This is a genomic window from Ensifer sp. LC11, assembly GCF_001695835.1.
Lineage (GTDB): Bacteria > Pseudomonadota > Alphaproteobacteria > Rhizobiales > Rhizobiaceae > Ensifer.
Map to the genome: position 1 here is coordinate 18,698 of NZ_MBSO01000025.1, position 19,155 is coordinate 37,852.

16 protein-coding genes are annotated in these 19,155 nt (G+C 63.1%); 8 read left to right on the forward strand and 8 right to left on the reverse strand.

Going from position 1 to position 19,155, the window contains the following annotated elements; all coding sequences use genetic code 11:
- The first annotated feature begins 5 nt into the window (after window positions 1-5).
- Window positions 6-1,160 (forward strand): OpgC domain-containing protein, encoded by a 1,155-nt coding sequence (gene opgC, locus BBX50_RS18650; RefSeq protein ID WP_065776824.1) that lies wholly within the window; start codon window positions 6-8, stop codon window positions 1,158-1,160.
- A 34-nt stretch (window positions 1,161-1,194) separates the two neighbouring features.
- On the opposite strand, the gene BBX50_RS18655 is transcribed toward opgC, so the two are convergent.
- Window positions 1,195-1,827: a LysE family translocator gene (locus BBX50_RS18655; RefSeq protein WP_065776825.1), complete on the reverse strand. Its 633-nt coding sequence runs from the start codon at window positions 1,825-1,827 to the stop codon at window positions 1,195-1,197.
- A gap of 226 nt (window positions 1,828-2,053) precedes the next feature.
- Window positions 2,054-3,811: a glucan ABC transporter ATP-binding protein/ permease gene (locus BBX50_RS18660; RefSeq protein ID WP_065776826.1), complete on the reverse strand. Its 1,758-nt coding sequence runs from the start codon at window positions 3,809-3,811 to the stop codon at window positions 2,054-2,056.
- Window positions 3,812-4,196: 385 nt separating this feature from the next.
- Between BBX50_RS18660 and BBX50_RS18665 the strand changes: the two genes are divergently transcribed.
- The gene (locus BBX50_RS18665; RefSeq protein WP_065776827.1) at window positions 4,197-4,937 is read left to right on the forward strand and encodes an autoinducer binding domain-containing protein; all 741 of its coding nucleotides are present in this window, start codon (window positions 4,197-4,199) and stop codon (window positions 4,935-4,937) included.
- 117 nt (window positions 4,938-5,054) lie between these two features.
- A complete protein-coding gene (gene pyc / locus BBX50_RS18670; protein ID WP_065776828.1) occupies window positions 5,055-8,513 on the forward strand; it encodes a pyruvate carboxylase in 3,459 nt (1,152 codons plus the stop codon).
- 309 nt (window positions 8,514-8,822) lie between these two features.
- On the opposite strand, the gene BBX50_RS18675 is transcribed toward pyc, so the two are convergent.
- From BBX50_RS18675 to BBX50_RS18685, 3 genes are all read right to left on the reverse strand, one after another.
- Window positions 8,823-9,584 carry an amino acid ABC transporter ATP-binding protein gene (locus tag BBX50_RS18675; protein ID WP_065776829.1) on the reverse strand — a complete coding sequence of 254 codons (762 nt, stop codon included), beginning with the start codon at window positions 9,582-9,584 and terminating at the stop codon, window positions 8,823-8,825.
- On the reverse strand, window positions 9,581-10,261 hold the full coding sequence (locus BBX50_RS18680; RefSeq protein ID WP_083213535.1) for an amino acid ABC transporter permease: 681 nt from the start codon (window positions 10,259-10,261) through the stop codon (window positions 9,581-9,583). Before BBX50_RS18680 ends, BBX50_RS18675 begins: the two co-directional genes overlap by 4 nt.
- Window positions 10,262-10,466: 205 nt before the next feature.
- Entirely contained in the window at window positions 10,467-11,240 is a 774-nt protein-coding gene (locus tag BBX50_RS18685) for an amino acid ABC transporter substrate-binding protein (RefSeq protein ID WP_065776831.1), read from the reverse strand.
- Window positions 11,241-11,513: 273 nt separating this feature from the next.
- Between BBX50_RS18685 and BBX50_RS18690 the strand changes: the two genes are divergently transcribed.
- The 4 genes from BBX50_RS18690 (at window position 11,514) to ispG (ending at window position 15,387) form a co-directional block, all read left to right on the forward strand.
- Window positions 11,514-12,299: a DeoR/GlpR family DNA-binding transcription regulator gene (locus tag BBX50_RS18690; protein WP_083213534.1), complete on the forward strand. Its 786-nt coding sequence runs from the start codon at window positions 11,514-11,516 to the stop codon at window positions 12,297-12,299.
- Entirely contained in the window at window positions 12,296-12,679 is a 384-nt protein-coding gene (locus tag BBX50_RS18695; RefSeq protein WP_065776833.1) for a VOC family protein, read from the forward strand. The genes BBX50_RS18690 and BBX50_RS18695 overlap by 4 nt, the downstream gene beginning before the upstream one ends.
- A 28-nt stretch (window positions 12,680-12,707) precedes the next feature.
- Entirely contained in the window at window positions 12,708-13,892 is a 1,185-nt protein-coding gene (locus BBX50_RS18700; protein ID WP_065776834.1) for an MFS transporter, read from the forward strand.
- Between the two features lie 241 nt (window positions 13,893-14,133).
- Window positions 14,134-15,387, forward strand: coding sequence for a flavodoxin-dependent (E)-4-hydroxy-3-methylbut-2-enyl-diphosphate synthase (gene ispG / locus BBX50_RS18705; protein ID WP_065776835.1), 1,254 nt, complete (start codon window positions 14,134-14,136; stop codon window positions 15,385-15,387).
- Between the two features lie 72 nt (window positions 15,388-15,459).
- On the opposite strand, the gene BBX50_RS18710 is transcribed toward ispG, so the two are convergent.
- The 3 genes from BBX50_RS18710 to BBX50_RS18720 all read right to left on the reverse strand — a co-directional run bounded on the left by BBX50_RS18710 (window position 15,460) and on the right by BBX50_RS18720 (window position 18,156).
- Window positions 15,460-16,101 (reverse strand): LysE family translocator, encoded by a 642-nt coding sequence (locus BBX50_RS18710; RefSeq protein ID WP_065776836.1) that lies wholly within the window; start codon window positions 16,099-16,101, stop codon window positions 15,460-15,462.
- A gap of 80 nt (window positions 16,102-16,181) precedes the next feature.
- On the reverse strand, window positions 16,182-17,237 hold the full coding sequence (gene hisC / locus BBX50_RS18715; RefSeq protein WP_065776837.1) for a histidinol-phosphate transaminase: 1,056 nt from the start codon (window positions 17,235-17,237) through the stop codon (window positions 16,182-16,184).
- 4 nt (window positions 17,238-17,241) lie between these two features.
- Window positions 17,242-18,156 carry a polyprenyl synthetase family protein gene (locus tag BBX50_RS18720; RefSeq protein WP_065776838.1) on the reverse strand — a complete coding sequence of 305 codons (915 nt, stop codon included), beginning with the start codon at window positions 18,154-18,156 and terminating at the stop codon, window positions 17,242-17,244.
- A gap of 172 nt (window positions 18,157-18,328) precedes the next feature.
- Here BBX50_RS18720 and mtgA point away from each other — a divergent pair, with 172 nt between their 5' ends.
- Entirely contained in the window at window positions 18,329-19,075 is a 747-nt protein-coding gene (gene mtgA, locus BBX50_RS18725) for a monofunctional biosynthetic peptidoglycan transglycosylase (RefSeq protein ID WP_065776869.1), read from the forward strand.
- Window positions 19,076-19,155: the final 80 nt, after the last annotated feature.

Consider the following 19,155-nt stretch of genomic DNA (forward strand, 5'->3'; position numbering starts at 1 on the left):
ACTGCATGCTGCAAAAGACTTTTCAGGGTGGCGCGAATCCTGCGTTCACCCGAATGGTTCCAAAGGAGCGCGACACCCGCCTCGACGTTTTCAGGGCGCTGTGTCTGCTGACGATCTTCGTCAATCACGTTCCGGGACAATATCTCGAATACCTGACCCACAAGAACGTCGGCTTCTCCGATTCCGCCGAAGCCTTCGTGCTGATCTCCGGCCTCTCGGTCGGGATTGCCTATGGCGGCAAGTTCATTGCCGGCGCACGGCTGGCGATGACGCTGAAGATCTGGCGGCGGGCGCTGGCGCTTTACATCGCTCACATCATGACCAGTATCGTGACGCTGGCGATCTTCGCCGGTGGGGCGCTCTATTTCGGGCGACAGGACCTGATCGGCGAGATCAACATCCGCCCGATGGTGGAACAGACCGAACAGGGCATCGTTGCCATGGTGCTGCTCGGACATCAGCTCGGCTACAACAACATCCTGTCGATGTATGCGGCGCTGTTCCTGCTGCTGCCGGGCATCCTCTGGCTGAACGGCGTCAGCAAGAAGCTGCTGCTTTTGTTGTCGGCCGCCCTGTGGCTCACGGCAGGCGTCTTCAAGCTGGTGCCATCGAACTTCCTCGACGAAGGCTATTGGTTCCTCAATCCCTGGTCCTGGCAGTTCCTGTTCGTCATCGGCGTCGTCACGATGACATCAGTGCGCAACGGCGGATCGGTGCCGCGATGGCCCTGGCTGATGGTGCTGTCGAGCGCCTATCTCGCCGTCTCTGCCGTCTGGGTGCTGTTTTCTTGGTGGAGCATCGACCTTTCCTTCGGCCTTCCCGCTGTTCTGACCGGCTTCGACAAGACCTTCCTGTCGCTGCCGCGGCTCACGCACGTGCTGGCGCTCGCCTACATCATCGCCGTCACACCGAAGCTCAGCAACCTCGCTAGGCTCGACAGCGATCACCCGCTTGCCGTCGTCGGCCGCCATTCTCTGCCGATCTTCATCTTCGGCACGATCCTGGCGATGGCCGGCCAGGTGTTGCTCTTCGTCACCGGACGCAACCCCGTTTTGGGCAGCCTCTTCGTCTTCGTCGGCATCGGGCTGCATTTCGCCTATGCCTACTATCTCGAATGGCTGAAGGGGTTGTCGGCGGCCAGGCCGATCCGGGCGACATGAGACGCGCCGCCCGGTGCATTGATGCGTGTTGGCGCTAGTTCCTGGCGCCAAGCGCAAGCCGGCACGCCAGCCCCGTGAAAACGCCTGCGAGCAGGTATTGCGGCAGCTTCGGGAAGCGGCTGAAACCAGACAGACGTTTGCGGATATGGCTGCCGGCAAGGATGACTGAGCCATTCACCACGAGGCCGATCGCGTTCAGTATCGTCGCGAGCAGAAGCATCTGCAGGACCATCGATCCGCCTGCGGGATGCACGAACTGCGGGAACAGGGCGAGCACGAAGAGCGCCATCTTCGGATTGAGAATGTTCGTCATCAGGCCCTCCCCGAAAATCCGCCGGCCTGAAAGTCGCTTGAGTGTCGAGACCGGGGAAGCGTTCGACGCGTCCGCGCGGATTGTCTTGTAGGCTAGATACAGCAGATAGGCACAGCCGGCCCAGCGTACGACCTCATAGGCGATCGGCACGGTTAAGAAGAGCTGGGAAAGCCCGAGTGCTGCGGCCAGCGTGTGGCAATAGGTGCCGAGCGCGATGCCGGCATAGGTGAGAAACCCGGCCGAGCGCCCCTGGCTTATGCTGCGCGACGCAATGAGCAGCATGTCGGGGCCGGGCGTGGCGGTAAGAACGAGGCTGGCCGCGGCGAAAAGTGCGATCGTGGAGATGTCCGGCATGATGATTCCCTTGGAAGTGAAGCCGGAATTCCGATCTATCAAGTTTCGCGGGAATGACAAGGCTGCTTGACGCGGCATTGTCGGAAGGCCGGAAACGCAAAAGCCACCCGCATTTGCAGCGGGTGGCTTCGATGTGCGTGTCGTTGCCGTTGAGACGAGCGGCTTGGATCCTTGAAATGGCGCAGTTCCGGACGGAAAACCGCGCCACACTTTTCCTGGAACTGCTCTAAGCCGCCGTGTGGCTCATGCGGACGTCCTCGTCCGTCAGGATGCCGCTGGCGCGCAAGAGGGCTGCGAAGCGGCCGTTGCTCTGGCTGAGCTCGTTGAAGCCGCCCATCTCGACGATCCGGCCCTGATCCATGAAAATCACCAGATCGGCCTCGCGCACCGTCGACAGGCGGTGGGCGATGATGAAGGTCGTGCGGTTCTTGCGCAGCGCATCGATCGCCTCCTTGACGCGGGCCTCGGTCTCCACGTCGAGCGCACTGGTCGCTTCGTCGAGCACCAGGATCGGCGCATTCTTCAGGATCGCGCGGGCAATTGCCACGCGCTGGCGTTCGCCGCCCGACAGACGGTTGCCGCGCTCGCCGACGACCGTATCGTAGCCGCTGGTGCGGTTTTCGATGAAGTCGCAGGCGGCGGCCGCTTCGGCGGCGGCCATGATCTCCTCGATCGACGCATCGTCACGGCCGAGGCGGATATTGTCCGAGATCGAGCGGTTCATCAGGCCCGCATCCTGGAAGACGGTGGCGATCGAACGGCGCAGCGACTTGCGCGTGACCTTCGAGATATCGTTGCCGTCGATCAGGATCTGGCCTTCACGCGGGTCGTGAACGCGCTGCAGCAGGTTGACGAGCGTCGTCTTGCCGGCACCGGTCGGGCCGACGATGGCGATCGTCTGGCCGGCCTTGGCCGTGAACGAGACGTTGCGCACGCCCTGGTTCGTGTTGGCAAAGTCGAAGGACACGTCGCGGAACTCGACCTCGCCGTTGACGACGGGCAGTTCGGCCGCGCCTGCCGGCTCGTCCCGTTCACGTACGGCGTCTTCGAGCTGGAAGAAGTCTTCAAGCTTGGCGCGGGCTTCAAAGATCTGCGTCACGAAGGCCTTCATCTGGTCGAGGCGACCGATCAGGAGGTTGGCAAAGCCGATAAAGGCGATGACTTCGCCGACGCCGAGTTCGCCGCGCTGCACGAGCACGGTGCCGATGACGAGGATCGCCATCATCGAGATGGTGGAGGCGACGCGGTTCAAGGCACTTGCGAGCGCCCACCAGTCGAGCACGGGGAACTGGGCCGAGATCAGCCGCTCGGTGAACTTCTTCAGCTCGCGGGTTTCGGCCTCGATGCGGTTGTAGCTGTGCACGACCGAGACGTTGCTGATGGCGTCGGACACGTGGGAGAAGACCGTGTGATAGTGGGTCTCGACCGAAGCCTGGCCGTCCTTGGTGCGGCTCATCACCGCCTTGCTGATCATGACGTAGGCCGCACCGAGCACGAGGAGCACGAGCGACAGGCGCACGTCCATGGCAAAGGCAGTCGGAATGAGCAGCACGAGCGCGACGGCGGTTGCCAGGTGCTGGCGCATGAATTCGAGCCAGAGACCAAAGAGGGTTTCGCAGGCGCGCAAAAGCGTGTGCAGCGCATTCGAGGTACCGCGCTGGCTATGCCAGGCGAGCGGCATGGACACGATGCGGCCGAAGGCTTCGGTCAGAAGCGTGGCGCGGCGGCCATGGGCCAGCCGGTCCGCCTCGCGGGCGACAAGTACGAAGGCGACGGTGTTGAACACACCGAGACCCGCCCACATCAAGAGCATCGGCGTGACTTCGCCTTTCGACGAAATGGCGTCGATGATGCGGCCGAACAGGATCGGCTCGGCAATCGTGATGACCGCCAGAATGACGTTGGCGAGAACGATCGCCGAAACACGGAGCTTGTGGACTGCAAGATAACTGAGCGCTCTTGCATACACCTGGAACAATGACACTTGTCTCACCCCTTCCGGGTACCGGATTTGACGCGCCGCAGTCCTTCTGCGGCGGATGCACCCACGTCCTCGAGAGCTAAACGGCGGGCTTTAAGTCCGCCCCTTAACCTCTCGGGGCCGCGCTGAGACGGTCTTTGGCGGCAAAGGGAAGCCGTAGTCGGACGCATGGACAGCCACTCGTTTTCCCGTTTCCCTCTAGAGCGAGCTTGGCGAGAATATTCATAGTCTGCTATCTATCGTGCCAACTCCGATTTCTTGCATATTTCGCATAAGACCGGGCGTGGTATGACGGATTATCGCGGGTGCAACATGAATGGTCGCTGAACGGTGCCTTTATGTCCGGATTCGGAAATGCGACCATATGCATCTACCTGGAAGGTGATCCATGAACATTACGCTGCTCGTACAGTTTCTCGCGCTTCTGGAGGAGATGAAGACTCGCGAGGAAATCATCCCGGAATTCGAGCGCCTGCTCGATCGCTGCGGCTTCGACTTCTACGGTGTCGTCCGGCAGCCGAAGCCGCATGACAATCCTCTCAGGCTCCTGCTTGCCGGTCGCTGGCCGGAAGGCTGGCCGCAGATCTACATTCGCAAGAAGTTCGTGGTTATCGATCCGACCATCCGCTACCTCGGCCACGCCCAGCGCGGCTTCCGGTGGCGCGACACGTTGTTTGCCTTCCGCTCCGATCCGCATCGCAAGCGCATGGAAAGCATGATGATCGAGGCGCGCAACCACGGCCTCTACGACGGCTATATCTTCCCGGTACATGGCCGGCGCGGCCTGCTTGGCAACCTGACGGTCGGCGGTCGTGTCGTCGACTTGAGCCCGGTGGAGATCAGCCTGTTCGACTCGATTGCCAAGCGGCTCTTCTGGAAGCTCTTGGAACTGACCGATCCGGAGGTTTCGGCCGAGCTCGGCTCGCGCGTCGAGGTGCAGATGACGCGGCGAGAGATGGAAGCGCTCAATTATCTCGCCGACGGCATGACATCCAACGACATCGGCAAGGTGCTCGACATTTCGAGCCATACGGTCGACTGGTACATGAACGGCATCCAGGAAAAGCTGAAGGCGAAGAACCGTCACCACGTGGTGGCGATCGCCTTCCGGCTCGGGCTGATCTCCTGACGCAAAGGCATTCGGTTTCCTGTCGCATCTGAAATTGCGCTCTGCTCGGTGACTCGCTAATACTTTATTTCGCGGGTGCAGCATTTCCCGCAATATCAAGTCATTGAGGAGACCGACTTGCCTATCTCGAAGATCCTTGTTGCCAACCGTTCTGAAATTGCCATCCGCGTTTTTCGCGCTGCAAACGAACTCGGTCTGAAAACGGTCGCGATATGGGCGGAAGAGGACAAACTGGCGCTGCACCGCTTCAAGGCGGATGAAAGTTATCAGATCGGCCGTGGCCCGCATCTGGCCCGCGACCTCGGCCCGATCGAAAGCTACCTGTCGATCGAGGAGGTGATCCGCGTCGCCAAGCTTTCCGGGGCCGATGCCATCCACCCGGGCTACGGCCTGCTTTCGGAAAGCCCGGAATTCGTCGATGCTTGTGACGCGGCCGGCATAACCTTCATCGGCCCGCGGCCGGCGACGATGCGCCAGCTCGGCAACAAGGTTGCGGCGCGCAACCTTGCGATTTCCGTCGGTGTGCCGGTGGTGCCGGCCACCGATCCGCTTCCGGACGACGAAAAGGAAATCCACCGCCTTGCCGCCCAGATCGGCTATCCGGTCATGCTCAAGGCCTCCTGGGGCGGCGGCGGACGCGGCATGCGCGCCATCCGCGACCCGAAGGACCTGATCCGCGAGGTGACGGAAGCCAAGCGCGAGGCCAAGGCCGCCTTCGGCAAGGACGAGGTCTATCTCGAAAAACTGGTCGAGCGCGCCCGCCACGTCGAAAGCCAGATCCTCGGTGATACCCACGGCAATGTCGTGCATCTCTTTGAGCGCGATTGCTCCATCCAGCGCCGCAACCAGAAGGTCGTCGAGCGTGCGCCGGCGCCCTACCTCTCGGATGCGCAGCGCCAGGAGCTTGCCGACTATTCGCTGAAGATCGCGCGTGCGACCAGCTATGTCGGCGCCGGCACGGTCGAGTATCTGATGGATGCCGACACCGGCAAGTTCTACTTCATCGAGGTGAACCCGCGCATCCAGGTCGAGCACACCGTCACGGAAGTCGTGACCGGCATCGACATCGTCAAGGCGCAGATCCATATCCTCGACGGCGAGGCGATCGGCACCCCGGAATCGGGCGTGCCTGACCAGGCAGATATCCGCCTCAACGGCCACGCGCTGCAGTGCCGTATCACCACGGAAGATCCGGAGCAGAACTTCATTCCCGACTACGGCCGTATCACCGGCTATCGCTCGGCCGCCGGCTTCGGCATCCGTCTCGATGGCGGCACGGCCTATACCGGCGCCTACATCACCCGCTACTACGATCCGCTGCTGGTGAAGGTCACAGCCTCGGGCAGCACGCCGGCGGAAGCGATCAGCCGTATGGACCGGGCATTGCGCGAATTCCGCATCCGCGGCGTCGCCACCAACCTCACCTTCCTCGAGGCGATCATCGGTCACGAGCAGTTTCTCAACAACACCTACACGACCCGCTTCATCGACACGACGCCGGAACTCTTCCAGCAGGTAAGGCGTCAGGACCGCGCGACGAAACTGCTCACCTACCTCGCCGACGTCACCGTCAACGGTCACCCGGAGGCAAAGGGCCGTCCGAAGCCGCCGGCGGACGCCGCAAAGCCGGTCGTGCCGTTCATCCAGGGCGAAATCCCCGCCGGGACCAAGCAGAAGCTCGACGAGCTCGGCCCGAAGAAGTTCGCCGAGTGGGTGCGTGGCGAAAAACAGGTCTTCCTGACGGACACGACCATGCGCGACGGCCATCAGTCGCTGCTTGCGACCCGCATGCGCACGCACGATATCGCCCGCGTCGCCGGTACCTATGCCCGCGCCCTGCCGCAGCTGTTCTCGCTCGAATGCTGGGGTGGTGCCACCTTCGACGTTTCCATGCGCTTCCTGACCGAAGACCCGTGGGATCGCCTCGCCCGCATTCGCGAGGATGCGCCGAACCTGCTCCTGCAGATGCTTCTGCGCGGCGCCAACGGCGTCGGCTACAAGAACTACCCGGACAATGTCGTCAAATACTTCGTCCGCCAGGCGGCAAAGGGCGGCATCGATGTCTTCCGCGTCTTCGACTGCCTCAACTGGGTCGACAACATGCGCGTCTCGATGGAGGCGATTGCCGAAGAGGACCGCATCTGCGAGGCCGCAATCTGCTACACCGGCGACATCCTCAATTCGGCCCGGCCGAAATACGATCTCAAGTACTACACCGCCCTTGCCGCTGAGCTTGAAAAGGCCGGCGCACACATGATCGCCGTCAAGGACATGGCTGGCCTGTTGAAGCCGGCGGCCGCACGCGTGCTGTTCAAGGCGCTGCGCGAGGCGACGGATCTGCCGATCCATTTCCATACGCACGACACCTCCGGCATTGCGGCTGCGACCGTGCTTGCCGCCGTCGATTCCGGCGTCGACGTGGTCGATGCGGCGATGGACGCGCTCTCGGGCAATACCTCGCAGCCGTGCCTCGGCTCGATCGTCGAGGCGCTGCGCGGCTCGGATCGTGATCCGGGCCTCGATCCCGAATGGATCCGCCGCATCTCCTTCTATTGGGAAGCGGTGCGTTACCAGTACGCCGCCTTCGAAAGCGACCTCAAGGGACCGGCATCTGAAGTCTACCTGCACGAAATGCCGGGCGGCCAGTTCACTAACCTCAAGGAACAGGCCCGTTCGCTCGGTCTCGAAACCAAATGGCACCGCGTTGCCCAGGCCTATGCCGATGCCAACCAGATGTTCGGCGATATCGTCAAGGTGACGCCGTCGTCGAAGGTTGTCGGCGACATGGCGCTGATGATGGTCTCCCAGGATCTGACCGTTGCCGACGTCGAGAACCCGGCCAAGGACATCGCCTTCCCGGATTCGGTCGTCTCGATGCTGAAGGGCGATCTCGGCCAGCCTCCGGGCGGTTGGCCGGAGGCGCTGCAGAAGAAGGCGCTGAAGGGCGAAAAGGCCTATACCGCCGTTCCCGGTTCGCTGCTGCCGCCGGCCGATCTCGACGCGGAACGCAAGAGCATCGAAGACAAGCTCGAGCGCAAGGTCGACGACTTCGAGTTCGCCTCGTACCTGATGTATCCGAAGGTGTTCACCGACTATGCGGTGGCGGTCGATACCTATGGCCCGGTCAGCGTGCTGCCGACGCCGGCCTATTTCTACGGCCTTGCGCCGGGTGAGGAGCTGCAGCCGGAGATCGAGAGGGGCAAGTCGCTGGTGATCCTGCACCAGGCCAAGAGCGAGCCGGACGAGAAGGGCATGGTCAAGGTGTTCTTCGAACTCAACGGCCAGCCGCGCCTGATCAAGGTTCCGGACCGCAACCGCAGTGCTTCGAGCGCTGTGCGCCGCAAGGCCGAGAGCGGCAATGCCGCTCATCTCGGTGCGCCGATGCCGGGCGTCATCTCGACCGTCGCCGTCAACGCAGGTCAGGCGGTCAAGGCCGGCGACGTGCTCCTGTCGATCGAGGCGATGAAGATGGAGACGGCGCTGCATGCCGAGAAGGATGGCACGATCGCCGAGGTGCTGGTGCGCGCTGGCGACCAGATCGACGCCAAGGATCTGCTGATCGTCTACGAAGCCTGAGCCCATTCAACTACTAAAACAGGAACGGCCGGATGAAAGTCCGGCCGTTTTGTTTATGTGAAGGAGGGGGCTGCCTCCCATCGCGGCTGAGCTCGGCTCTCTCCTTCTGTCATCCTCGGGCTTGACCCGAGGATCCATTCACGGGTCGCAGCGGAGCCCGCTTACGGGGTACCAAGCCCAACTTACCCACCTGGGCCGTGACGCATGCTTGTGCTTGGATCCTCGGGTCAAGCCCGAGGATGACGATCGAGGGGATTTCGCTTCTCTTTTCGCGATCAAACCCACCAGCACAAGCCGCCCACTCTCCCTTCAGATCTCGTAGTCGTGCGGGGCGCTCAGCGAGGCGATGAACTTCTTGGTTCGCTCGCGTTCCGGTGTCGAGAAGATCGTCTTGGGCGCGCCGCTTTCAACGATGACGCCGCCATCGAGGAAGATCACCTTGTCGGCGACGCGCGAGGCAAGCCGGAGGTCATGGGTCGCCATGACCATCGTCGTGCCTTCGCGGGCAAGCCGGCTCAGCACCTCGACGACTTCTTCCGCCAATTCCGGGTCGAGCGCCGAGGTCGGCTCGTCGCAGAGCAGCACGCGCGGCGAAGGCGCAAGCGCCCGGGCGATCGCCACACGCTGCTGCTGGCCGCCGGAAAGCGTCGCCGGCCAGGCATCGGCCTTGTGCGCCATGCCGACCTTTTCCAGCAGTTCCATCGCCCGCGCTTTCGCCCTATCCGCCGGCCATTTCAGCACCGTGACCAGGCCCTCCATCACGTTGCCGAGCGCTGTCTGATGCGGAAAGAGCTGGAAATTCTGGAACACCATGCCCGTCTGCCGGCGTAGCCGCTGGGTCGCCGCCCAGCCGACCTTGCGGCCAGGGGAAAATGCGAGCGCCTCGTCGCCGAGCTTGATCGATCCGGAGGTCGGAATCTCCAGCAGGTTGATGCAGCGCAGAAGCGTGCTCTTGCCGCCACCGGAGGGGCCGACCAGCGCGGTCACAGTGCCTTCGGCAAGCGTGACGGAGATATCCTTCAGCACGAGGTTGTCGCCGAAGCGCTTTTCGATGTGGGAGAGCTCGATCATGCGCGTGCCTCCAGGAAGCCGCCATAGCGGGCGAAGCGGCGCTCCAGCCGCACTTGCAGGGCCGATAGCACGGAGCTCATGGCGAGGTAGATCAGGGCCGCCAGGATGTAGAGGATCAGCGGCTCATAGGTGGTGGCGACAATGCGCTGCGCCGTCTGGAACATCTCCGGCACGGTGATGGCAGCGGCAAGCGAGGTGTCTTTCACCAGCGAGATGAAGGTGTTGGACAACGGCGGCACGGCGACGCGGGTTGCTTGCGGCAGGATGGTGCGGCGCATCGCCTGGCTCCAGCTCATGCCGATGGAATAGGCCGCTTCCCACTGCCCGCGCGGCACCGAGGAAATGACCGCGCGGATGATCTCGGACGTATAGGCGCCGACATTCAGCGAGAAACCGATGAGAGCGGCCGTGAAGGCGTCGAGCAGGATGCCGGCGCTCGGCAGGCCGTAGAAGATCACGAAGAGCTGCACGAGCAGCGGCGTGCCGCGGATCACCCAGACGTAAAACCGCGCGATGGCGACGACCGGTGCCGGTCCGAACAGGCGGGCGACCGCGGTTGCGAGCCCGAGCATCAGGCCGAAAATGAAGGAAAGCAGCGTCAGCGGGATGGTGAAGGTGAGGCCGGCCCACAGCAGGGACGGCAGCGAATCCAGCATCAGTTGGAGCCAGGTGGGCAAGGGGCAGGCCTTTCAAAAAGCGCGATCCGCCCCGGGGACCGGAACGGATCGCGATTCATACTGCATAATCCCTCAAATCGGTATCGATTTGGGGCCGAGATTATGCAGAGAGTCTAGAGTGTTACAGCGCCGCGCGTCATGTCTGACGCGCGGCGCTGTAACGAGAATGTCGGGCGGAGAAACCGACCGCGTGCTCGGGACGATGTTACTTCGAGACGTCGGCGCCGAAGTACTTCTGCGAGATCTTGTCGTAAGTGCCGTCCGCCTTGATCTCGACAAGCGCCTTGTTGATGGCTTCGAGAAGTTCCGGCTCGCCCTTGCGGATGATGATACCGGAGAAGTCGGCGTCGGCCTGTTCGGCGGCGATCTTCACCGGCGCGTCGGGCTTCTTCTTCTTGAAGTCGAGGAAGGAGAGGCTGTCGTTGATCGTCGCGTCGGCACGGCCGGTGAGAACGAGCTGGATAGATTGGTCGAAACCGTCGGTGCCGACGAGTTCGGCGCCCGAAGCGGTCGCGAGCTTGCCGAAGTTGCTGGTCAACGACTGGGCCGAGTTCTTGCCCTTGAGATCGGCGAAGCCCTTGATCTCCTCGTTGTCGCTTTTGACGATCAGCACGGCCTTGGAGGCGATATAGGGCTCGGAGAAGTCGTATTTCTTCTTGCGCTCCTCGGTGATGCCGACCTGGTTGATGACCGTGTCGTAGCGGTTGGCGTCGAGACCGGCGATCAGACCATCCCACTTGCCTTCGAGAAATTCGGCCTTGACGCCGAGCTTTTCTGCAACCGCCTGGCCGATCTCGACGTCGAAGCCGACGAGCGCGCCCGAGGCATCGTGATAGGTGAAGGGGGCATAGGTGCCCTCGGTGCCGATCTTCAGCACACCGGCGGATTTGATCGCGTTGAGATTTTCGCCAGCTTCAGCCGAAGCGAAGGCGGCAACCTGGATCAGAGCGGCAGCAAACAGCGTGGGGAGGAGTTTCATCGTGATTTTCCATCTTCTTTCTGGCCCGGCCCGTCGTCCGGATTGAGCGGACAATCGCATAAAAAACCGGCGATCTGAGCGTATAAAACACCAATTCCTGAGCGTTTTGATGAAGAATTTTTCCCGAAATGGCGCCGATCCTGCGCAAAAGGCACAGTGCGCGCGAATTTCTGGCCCGAAGTGATTTGGCCGGTGCCGCGACTTGAAATCGGTTTCAAAATTCGTTATGCACATTTGTAGCGATTAATGCATGTTTGTGCACGATTGGTGGAAATGTCGGGCGAACTCCTACTTCGTGAGCGAAAGACGCTGATCCAGGAGCGGCTGAAGGCCAACGGCCGGGTGTTAGCTGTGGATCTTGCCGCCGAGCTCAATGTCTCCGAAGACACCATCCGCCGCGACCTCAGGGAAATGGCGGCAGCAGGTCTGTGCGAGCGGGTCTATGGCGGTGCGCTTCCGGTCGTTCCTGCGGCGCACAGCACTTTGAGCGAGCGCGTGGCGATGGCGCCGGAGCGCAAGGCAGCGCTCGCCCGCGCGGCGGCAAGGCTGATCAAGCCGGGCATGACCGTGTTTCTCGACGCCGGCTCCACCAACCTTGCCATCGCCCAGCTGATCGAACCGGACCTGCAGGCGACCATCGTCACCAATACGCCGCTGATTGCTGCGGCCCTCATGGAGAAGCCGGGTGTCGAGCTCATCCTGCTCGGCGGGCCGCTGAACCGCGCCGTCGGCGCAGCGGTCAGCGCGCGCGCACAGCGCGACGCGGAACTGCTGAGGCCTGATCTGTGCTTTCTCGGCACCTGCGGCGCCGATGCCGCGGCGGGCCTGACGGCGATCTATTTCGAGGATGCGGAGTTCAAGCGGCTGATTGCGGCGCGCAGCCGGCGTCTCGTCGTCGCCATCACCAGCGACAAGCTCGGGACCGCGGCCGCTCACGCGATCGCCGGTATCGACGACAAGGCGACGCTGGTGCTCGAGGCGGATGCACCGGCGGAGCACCGCGCGGCGTTCGAAGCGGCGGGCGCGGAAATTCTGATGGCGGGAGGACCTGAACGATGACGATCACCCATGTGGCGCTGTGGACCCGCGACCTTGAGGCGATTGCCGGCTTTTGGTCGTCCTTCTTCGGCGCCGAGGTTGGCGACGTCTATGAAAGCCGGCGACGGCCGGGGTTCCGGTCGCGCTTCCTGACCCTTGGCGAGGGCCCGGCGATCGAGATCATGGAAGGCCCCTTTGTTGCTCCCGGTGATCCAGCGGAAGAGCGCACCGGTCTTGCTCATGTCGCCCTTTCACTCGGCAGCGAGCAGGCGGTGAATGCCATGGCCGCGCGCGCCGACGCCGAGGGCATCCTGATCGCAAAGCCGCGCTGGACCGGTGACGGCTTTTACGAGGCGGTCGTCCGCGACCCCGATGGCAATCTGATCGAAATCACTGTTTGAGCCGGCCGATCCGGCACTGAGGAAGACCATGGACCAACGTTCTCCCACCGCGACCGTCCGCCAAGGCTACATGACGCGCAATCGGCTCGCCGTTTCGCTCTTGTTTCTGATGAATGGCTTCGTCACTGGAAGCTGGGCGCCGAAGATCCCCGAATTTAAGGACCGGCTCGGCATCAGCGAAAGCGTGCTCGGCCTGTTGATCCTGATGTTCGGTATCGGCTCATTGGTGCTGATGCCGATCGCCGGCGGGTACATCGCCCGCATCGGTTCGCAGAAGGTGGCCAAGGTCACGGCCATCATCCTGTCGCCGCTGCTTCTGCTCCTGACGCTCGTTCCTGATGTCTGGACAGCGGCCATCGGCATGTTCGTGCTCGGCGGCTTCGTCGGCGCCATGGATGTCGCCATGAACGCCAATGCCGTGGAGGTCGAGAAATCGATGCGCCGGGCGATCATGTCGTCGTGCCACGCCTATTGGAGCCTCGGCGGCCTGATCGGCGCCGGCATCGGCGGTTTCCTCATGGCCCGCTTCGGGGTGCTGCCGCATGTTCTTGTCGTCACCGTGATCTGCCTGACGCTGATTGCGGTCGCATGGCCGATGATCCTTGCCGACAAGCCGCATCCGGCCGCCGCCAAGGAGAAACTTCGCCTGCCGATGACGCCGCTTCCCTGGCTGATCGGCATCATGGCGCTGTTCTCCATGGTGCCGGAGGGCACGGTGCTCGACTGGGGCGCGCTCTATCTGCGCAATGAACTCGGTGCCTCGGTGGAACTCTCGGGCTTCGGCTTCGCCGCCTTCTCCGCCACCATGGCGACCATGCGCTTTGCCGGCGACCTCGTGCGCGATCGTTTCGGGGCCAAGCGGACGCTGCGCATCTGCACGGTGACCGCGCTTGTCGGCATGATCCTCGCCGGCATGGCGCCGAATGCCTATATCGCCATCCTCGGCTTCGCGATCGCCGGCATCGGCATCTCCAACATGGTGCCAATCGCGTTTTCGGCCGCCGGCAACATGCCCGACCTGCAGCCGGGCATCGGCCTCTCGGTCGCGACCTTCATGGGCTATTCGGGCATGCTGTTTGCGCCGTCGGTGATCGGCTTCGTCGCCGAGCATACGGGTTTTGCCATCGTCTTTGCCTCGGTGCCGGTGCTCTTCATCGTCGTGCTCCTCTTGTCGCACCATGCCGTGCATGCCGATCACGCCAAGGGTCACTAGCGAGGAAAAGAGCGGGCGGATATCCGCCCGCATCCCGCGCCGGCTGAAGGGGCGCGAGCCAAAACCATCGTGATGCAGGCGGAACGGCGTCATCAAATCGCCGTCAGGGCATGATGTCGCCGTTGACAAGCAGGCTTTCCTCATCCACCTGATGAGCGAAAAGCCGGAGCTTGATAAGGGAAAGTGTTGCGGTATCCGCGCGCGATCCGCTCCGCCTGAACTGACCGACGAAGAGGCCCTCATGTCTTCCGCCTTCGATTTCGAACCGCAACCCCGCCGTGGCTCCGTCGCTGTCGATGTCGGCGGCGTCATTGTCGGCGGCGGCGCGCCGGTCGTGGTTCAGTCGATGACCAACACCGACACCGCCGATATCGACGCGACGGTGGCGCAGGTGGCGGCACTGCACAAGGCCGGCTCGGAATTGGTGCGCATCACCGTCGACCGCGACGAGAGTGCCGCTGCCGTGCCGAAGATCCGCGAACGCCTGCTGCGTCTCGGTCTGGATGTGCCGCTCGTCGGCGACTTCCACTATATCGGCCACAAGCTGCTCTCCGATCATCCGGCCTGCGCCGAGGCGCTGGCGAAATACCGCATCAATCCGGGCAATGTCGGCTTCAAGGACAAGAAGGACAAGCAGTTCGCCGAGATCATCGAGATGGCGATCCGCTACGACAAGCCGGTGCGCATCGGCGTCAATTGGGGCTCGCTTGATCAGGAGCTGCTGACGCGGCTCATGGACGAGAACAAGGCGAACGGCTTCCCGCTGACGGCCCAAGAGGTCACGCGCGAGACGATCGTGCAGTCGGCGCTGCTCTCGGCAGATCTTGCCGAGGAGATCGGGTTGCCGCGCAACCGCATCATTCTCTCGGCCAAGGTCTCCGGTGTTCAGGACCTGATTGCCGTCTACGCCATGCTGTCGGCGCGCTCCGACCATGCGCTGCACCTCGGCCTGACCGAGGCCGGCATGGGCACCAAGGGCATCGTCGCTTCCTCCGCCTCGCTCGGCATTCTGATGCAACAGGGCATCGGCGATACGATCCGCATCTCGCTGACGCCGGAGCCCGGCGGCGACCGCACCCGCGAGGTGCAGGTAGCGCAGGAGCTGCTGCAGGTCATGGGTTTCCGCCAGTTCATCCCCGTCGTTGCCGCCTGTCCCGGTTGCGGCCGCACCACGTCCACGGTGTTCCAGGAGCTTGCCCAGAAGATCCAGGACGATATCCGCCGCAACATGCCGGTCTGGCGCGAGAAATACCCCGGCGTCGAGGGCCTGAAGGTCGCGGTCATGGGCTGCATCGTCAATGGTCCGGGCGAAAGCAAACATGCCGATATCGGCATCTCGCTGCCGGGCACCGGCGAAATGCCGGCAGCACCGGTGTTCATCGATGGTGAGAAGGCGATGACGCTCCGCGGTCCGAACATCGCCGCCGACTTCGAGACGCTCGTCTCCGGCTACATCGAAAAGCGCTATGGCCGCGGCCAGGCGGCCGCCGAATAGGCGTTTTCGGCAGAGCATTGCCAAGAGACGTGTCAGCCGCGTTCCGCCCGGAGGAGGCGCGCAGCTCCTGATCTAGAGCCGCGACGTCAGCAGCTTGAAGCCGGCAAAGGCGAAGAAGCCGGCCATCAGGCTTTCGATCAGCCGCCTGGATTTGAGATAGGCGCGGTGCACGGGCGACAGCGAGAAGACGATTGCGAAGCCGCAGAAGGTCATTAAGCCCAGAGCCATGCAGCCGCCGATGAAGGTGGCGGTGACGCCAATGGGCGCACCTTCGGGCATGCCGAGCGAGACCAGCATGATCCAGGAAAAGATCGCCTTGGGGTTGGTGAGGTGGATGCCGAGCCCCTTGAGATAGAGCCGCTTCAGCGAGGTCTGCGCCTTTGCTGTCGGCACGATCGCGCTTCTGTCGCGGCGCATGGCGGCGCGGAGCGCATTGTAGGCCAGCCAGAAGAGATAACAGGCGCCGGCAATCTTCAACACGATGATGGCGTGACCATAGGCGCGGATCAGCGCCGAGAGGCCCGACGCCGTCAGCATCGCCCAGGTGTAGCTTCCGGTGAGCACGCCGAGGGCGAGCGCCAGGCCGGCTTTGCGCCCCTGGCTGACCGAGGTGGTGATGATCGCGAGAATCGCCGGCCCCGGCGATGCGGTGGCAATCAGATAGGCGGTCCAGGCGATAAGAAGCTGCGGCAGATAGGGCGTGGGGTCGAACATGCGAAAGGCTCCGGCTCGGTCGCCGGAAGCTAGATCAATTCATCGCTTGTTTGAAACAGCGAAATGTGACCGTGACAAGATCAGAGGATCTCGTCGAGCGCTTCGATCAGACGGGCGCACTCCGCGTCGGCGCCGATGGTGATGCGCAGGAAATCGGAAATGCGCGGCTTGGCGAAATGGCGCACCAGAACGGCGCGCTCGCGCAGCGCCTTCATCAGCGCCTCTCCGTCATGGCCCGGGTGCCGGGCGAAGACGAAATTGGCCCCGGACGGCAGAACCTCGAAGCCACGCTTGGCGAGGTCTACCGTGAGGCGCTCGCGCGACGCGATGATCTTTGCGCGTGTCTCCTCGAACCACATTTCGTCTTCGATCGCGGCGATGGCGCCTGCCTGTGCCGGGCGGCCGAGCGGATAGGAGTTGAAACTGTCCTTCACCCGTTCCAGCGCCTCGATCAGCGGACGCTGACCGATGGCGAAGCCGACGCGCAGGCCGGCAAGCGCACGCGACTTGGAGAAGGTCTGCACGACCAGCAGGTTCTCGTATTTCGAAACCAGCGTTGCCGCCGACTGGCCGCCGAAGTCGACATAGGCCTCGTCGATGACGACGGGTTGGTCCGGATGGGCCGAGACCAAGCGCTCGATGTCGGCGATCGGCAGGTAGATGCCGGTCGGCGCGTTCGGGTTCGGCAGGACGATGGCACCGCAGGGACGGTCATAGTCGGCGAGATCGATCTCGAAGCGATCGTTGAGCGGCACCTCGACCGTATCGATCTCAAAGAGCCGCGCATAGGTCGAATAGAAGCTGTAGGAAATATCCGGATAAAGGAGCGGTGCGTCGTGCTTGAGCAGGCCGGCGAAGATATGGGCCAGCACTTCGTCGGAGCCATTGCCGACGAAGACCTCTTCCGCCGTCACGCCGTAGCGCGCTGCGATCGTCTGGCGAAGCTTCAGCGCCAGCGGATCGGGATAGAGCCTCAAGTCATCGCCTGCCGCTGCACGGATCGCGTCCAGCACCTTCTGCGAAGGGCCATAGGGGCATTCGTTGGTGTTCAGCTTCACCAGGTTGTCGATGCGCGGCTGTTCGCCCGGCACGTACGGCTTCAGCTTGGAGACGATCGGCGACCAGTATTTGCTCATGGGGCTAGTTCCTGCGGTTGGCGACGAAACGGGCGGTTTCAATGAGAATGGCCGAGCGTTCGCCATAGGGTTCGAGCAGGGCTGCGGCTTCTGCGACCAGTTGCTCCAGCCGCTCCTCCGCCCAGGCCTGACCGTGCAGCGCGACGAGCGTACCTTTGCCGCGGGCGGCGTCCTTGCCGGTCGCCTTGCCCATGGTCGCCGCGTCGGCGGTGAGGTCAAGCAGGTCATCGGCAAGCTGGAATGCAAGGCCGATCTTTTCGCCAAAGCGCCGCAGCCGCTGGCGGTCCGCATCGGTCGCGCCGGCGACGATGGCGCCGGCTTCGCAGGCGAAGCGGATGAGCGCACCGGTTTTCATCGCCTGCAGCGTCACGATGCCAGCCTCGTCGGGCGGCGACTTTTCTGCAGCCAGATCGAGCGCCTGTCCGCCGGCCATGCCGCCATGACCCGCGGCCCGTCCGAGCGCCAGGATCAATTCCACCTTCTGGGTGTCCGTCAGCGTCGTTTCCGGGCCAGCGATGATGTCGAAGGCGAAGGTGAGCAGGCTGTCGCCGGCGAGGATCGCGGTCGCCTCGTCGAAGGCCTTGTGCACGGTGGGCTGTCCGCGGCGCATGTCATCGTCATCCATCGCCGGCAGGTCGTCATGAACGAGCGAATAGCAGTGCACGCATTCGAGTGCCGCGCCGACACGTAAGGCCGCATCGCGGCCACCGCCGACGAGGTCGGCGCATTCGATAACCAGGAAGGGGCGCAGCCGCTTGCCGCCGTTCAACACCCCGTGCCGCATGGCGGCGATGAGGTTTGCCGGTCGGGCGATTTCGTCCGCTTCCGTGTCCGCACCGAGCAAGCGCTCGAGCAGAGCTTCGACGGCGCGGGCATTGCCGGTGAGGCGGCTGGCGAAAGTCGGTGTGTCCTGGCTCATGCGCGCTCTTTGGCATGGGTGGTGAGGGCTTTCAACGGGGATTCGTGTCGCAGCCGCGCGCTTTCCCTGGGACAGCCGCTTGCGCGCCTTGCCTTTTGCCAGAAAGCCCGTTCAACTTTGCCGGCCCGTGCATTAAGAGAAGCGGATGGACAGTGAGGTGGACAGTCAGGCCGTGAACGTCGTTCCGGAAGCGCGCGAGGAGGGCGAGGTGCCTTCCAGTCGCTGGTCTTCGCTCCGCCGGACTTTGCGTACGAAGCGTCGCCAGATCGTGCTGGCCGTCCTCGGTTTCCTGATCCTGCCCTATGCACTGATCGTTCTCTATCTCGTAGAATTCATCCACCCGGTCTCGACGCTGATGTTGCGGGATCTCGTTCTTCTTCGCGGCTATGACCGCCAATGGGTCGAGTTCGAGAACATCGCGCCGGTGCTGGTTCAGTCGGTGATGATGTCGGAAGACGGCCAGTTCTGTGCCCATGATGGGGTAGACTGGGGCCAGATGCGCGGCGTGGTCGAGGATGCGCTCGAAGGCGAATCGACGCGCGGCGCCAGCACCATCCCGATGCAGACCGTCAAGAACCTGTACTTGTGGAACGGCCGCTCCTTCCTGCGCAAGGGCATGGAACTGCCGCTGGCCGTCGCTGCCGATTTCGTCTGGAGGAAGCGGCGGTTGATGGAGATCTACCTGAACATCGCCGAATGGGGTGACGGCATCTATGGCATCGAGGCGGCAGCGCGCCATCACTTCGGCGTTTCCGCCGCCAAGCTGTCGCGCCGGCAGGCAGCCTTGCTTGCGGTTTCGCTGCCGAACCCGAAAGAGCGCAACGCCGGAAAACCCGGCCGCGGGCTCAAGCGCCTGGCGAATTTGATCGAGCGCCGCGCCAGCCGCTCCGGCGGCTACATCACCTGTCTTTATGATTGAGATCAGACCTTTTCATTGGATGCCGTCGCCGGGCGATGTCATTCTGGCGTAGTAGAGTTCTGCCATCTGGGCCTCTCTCC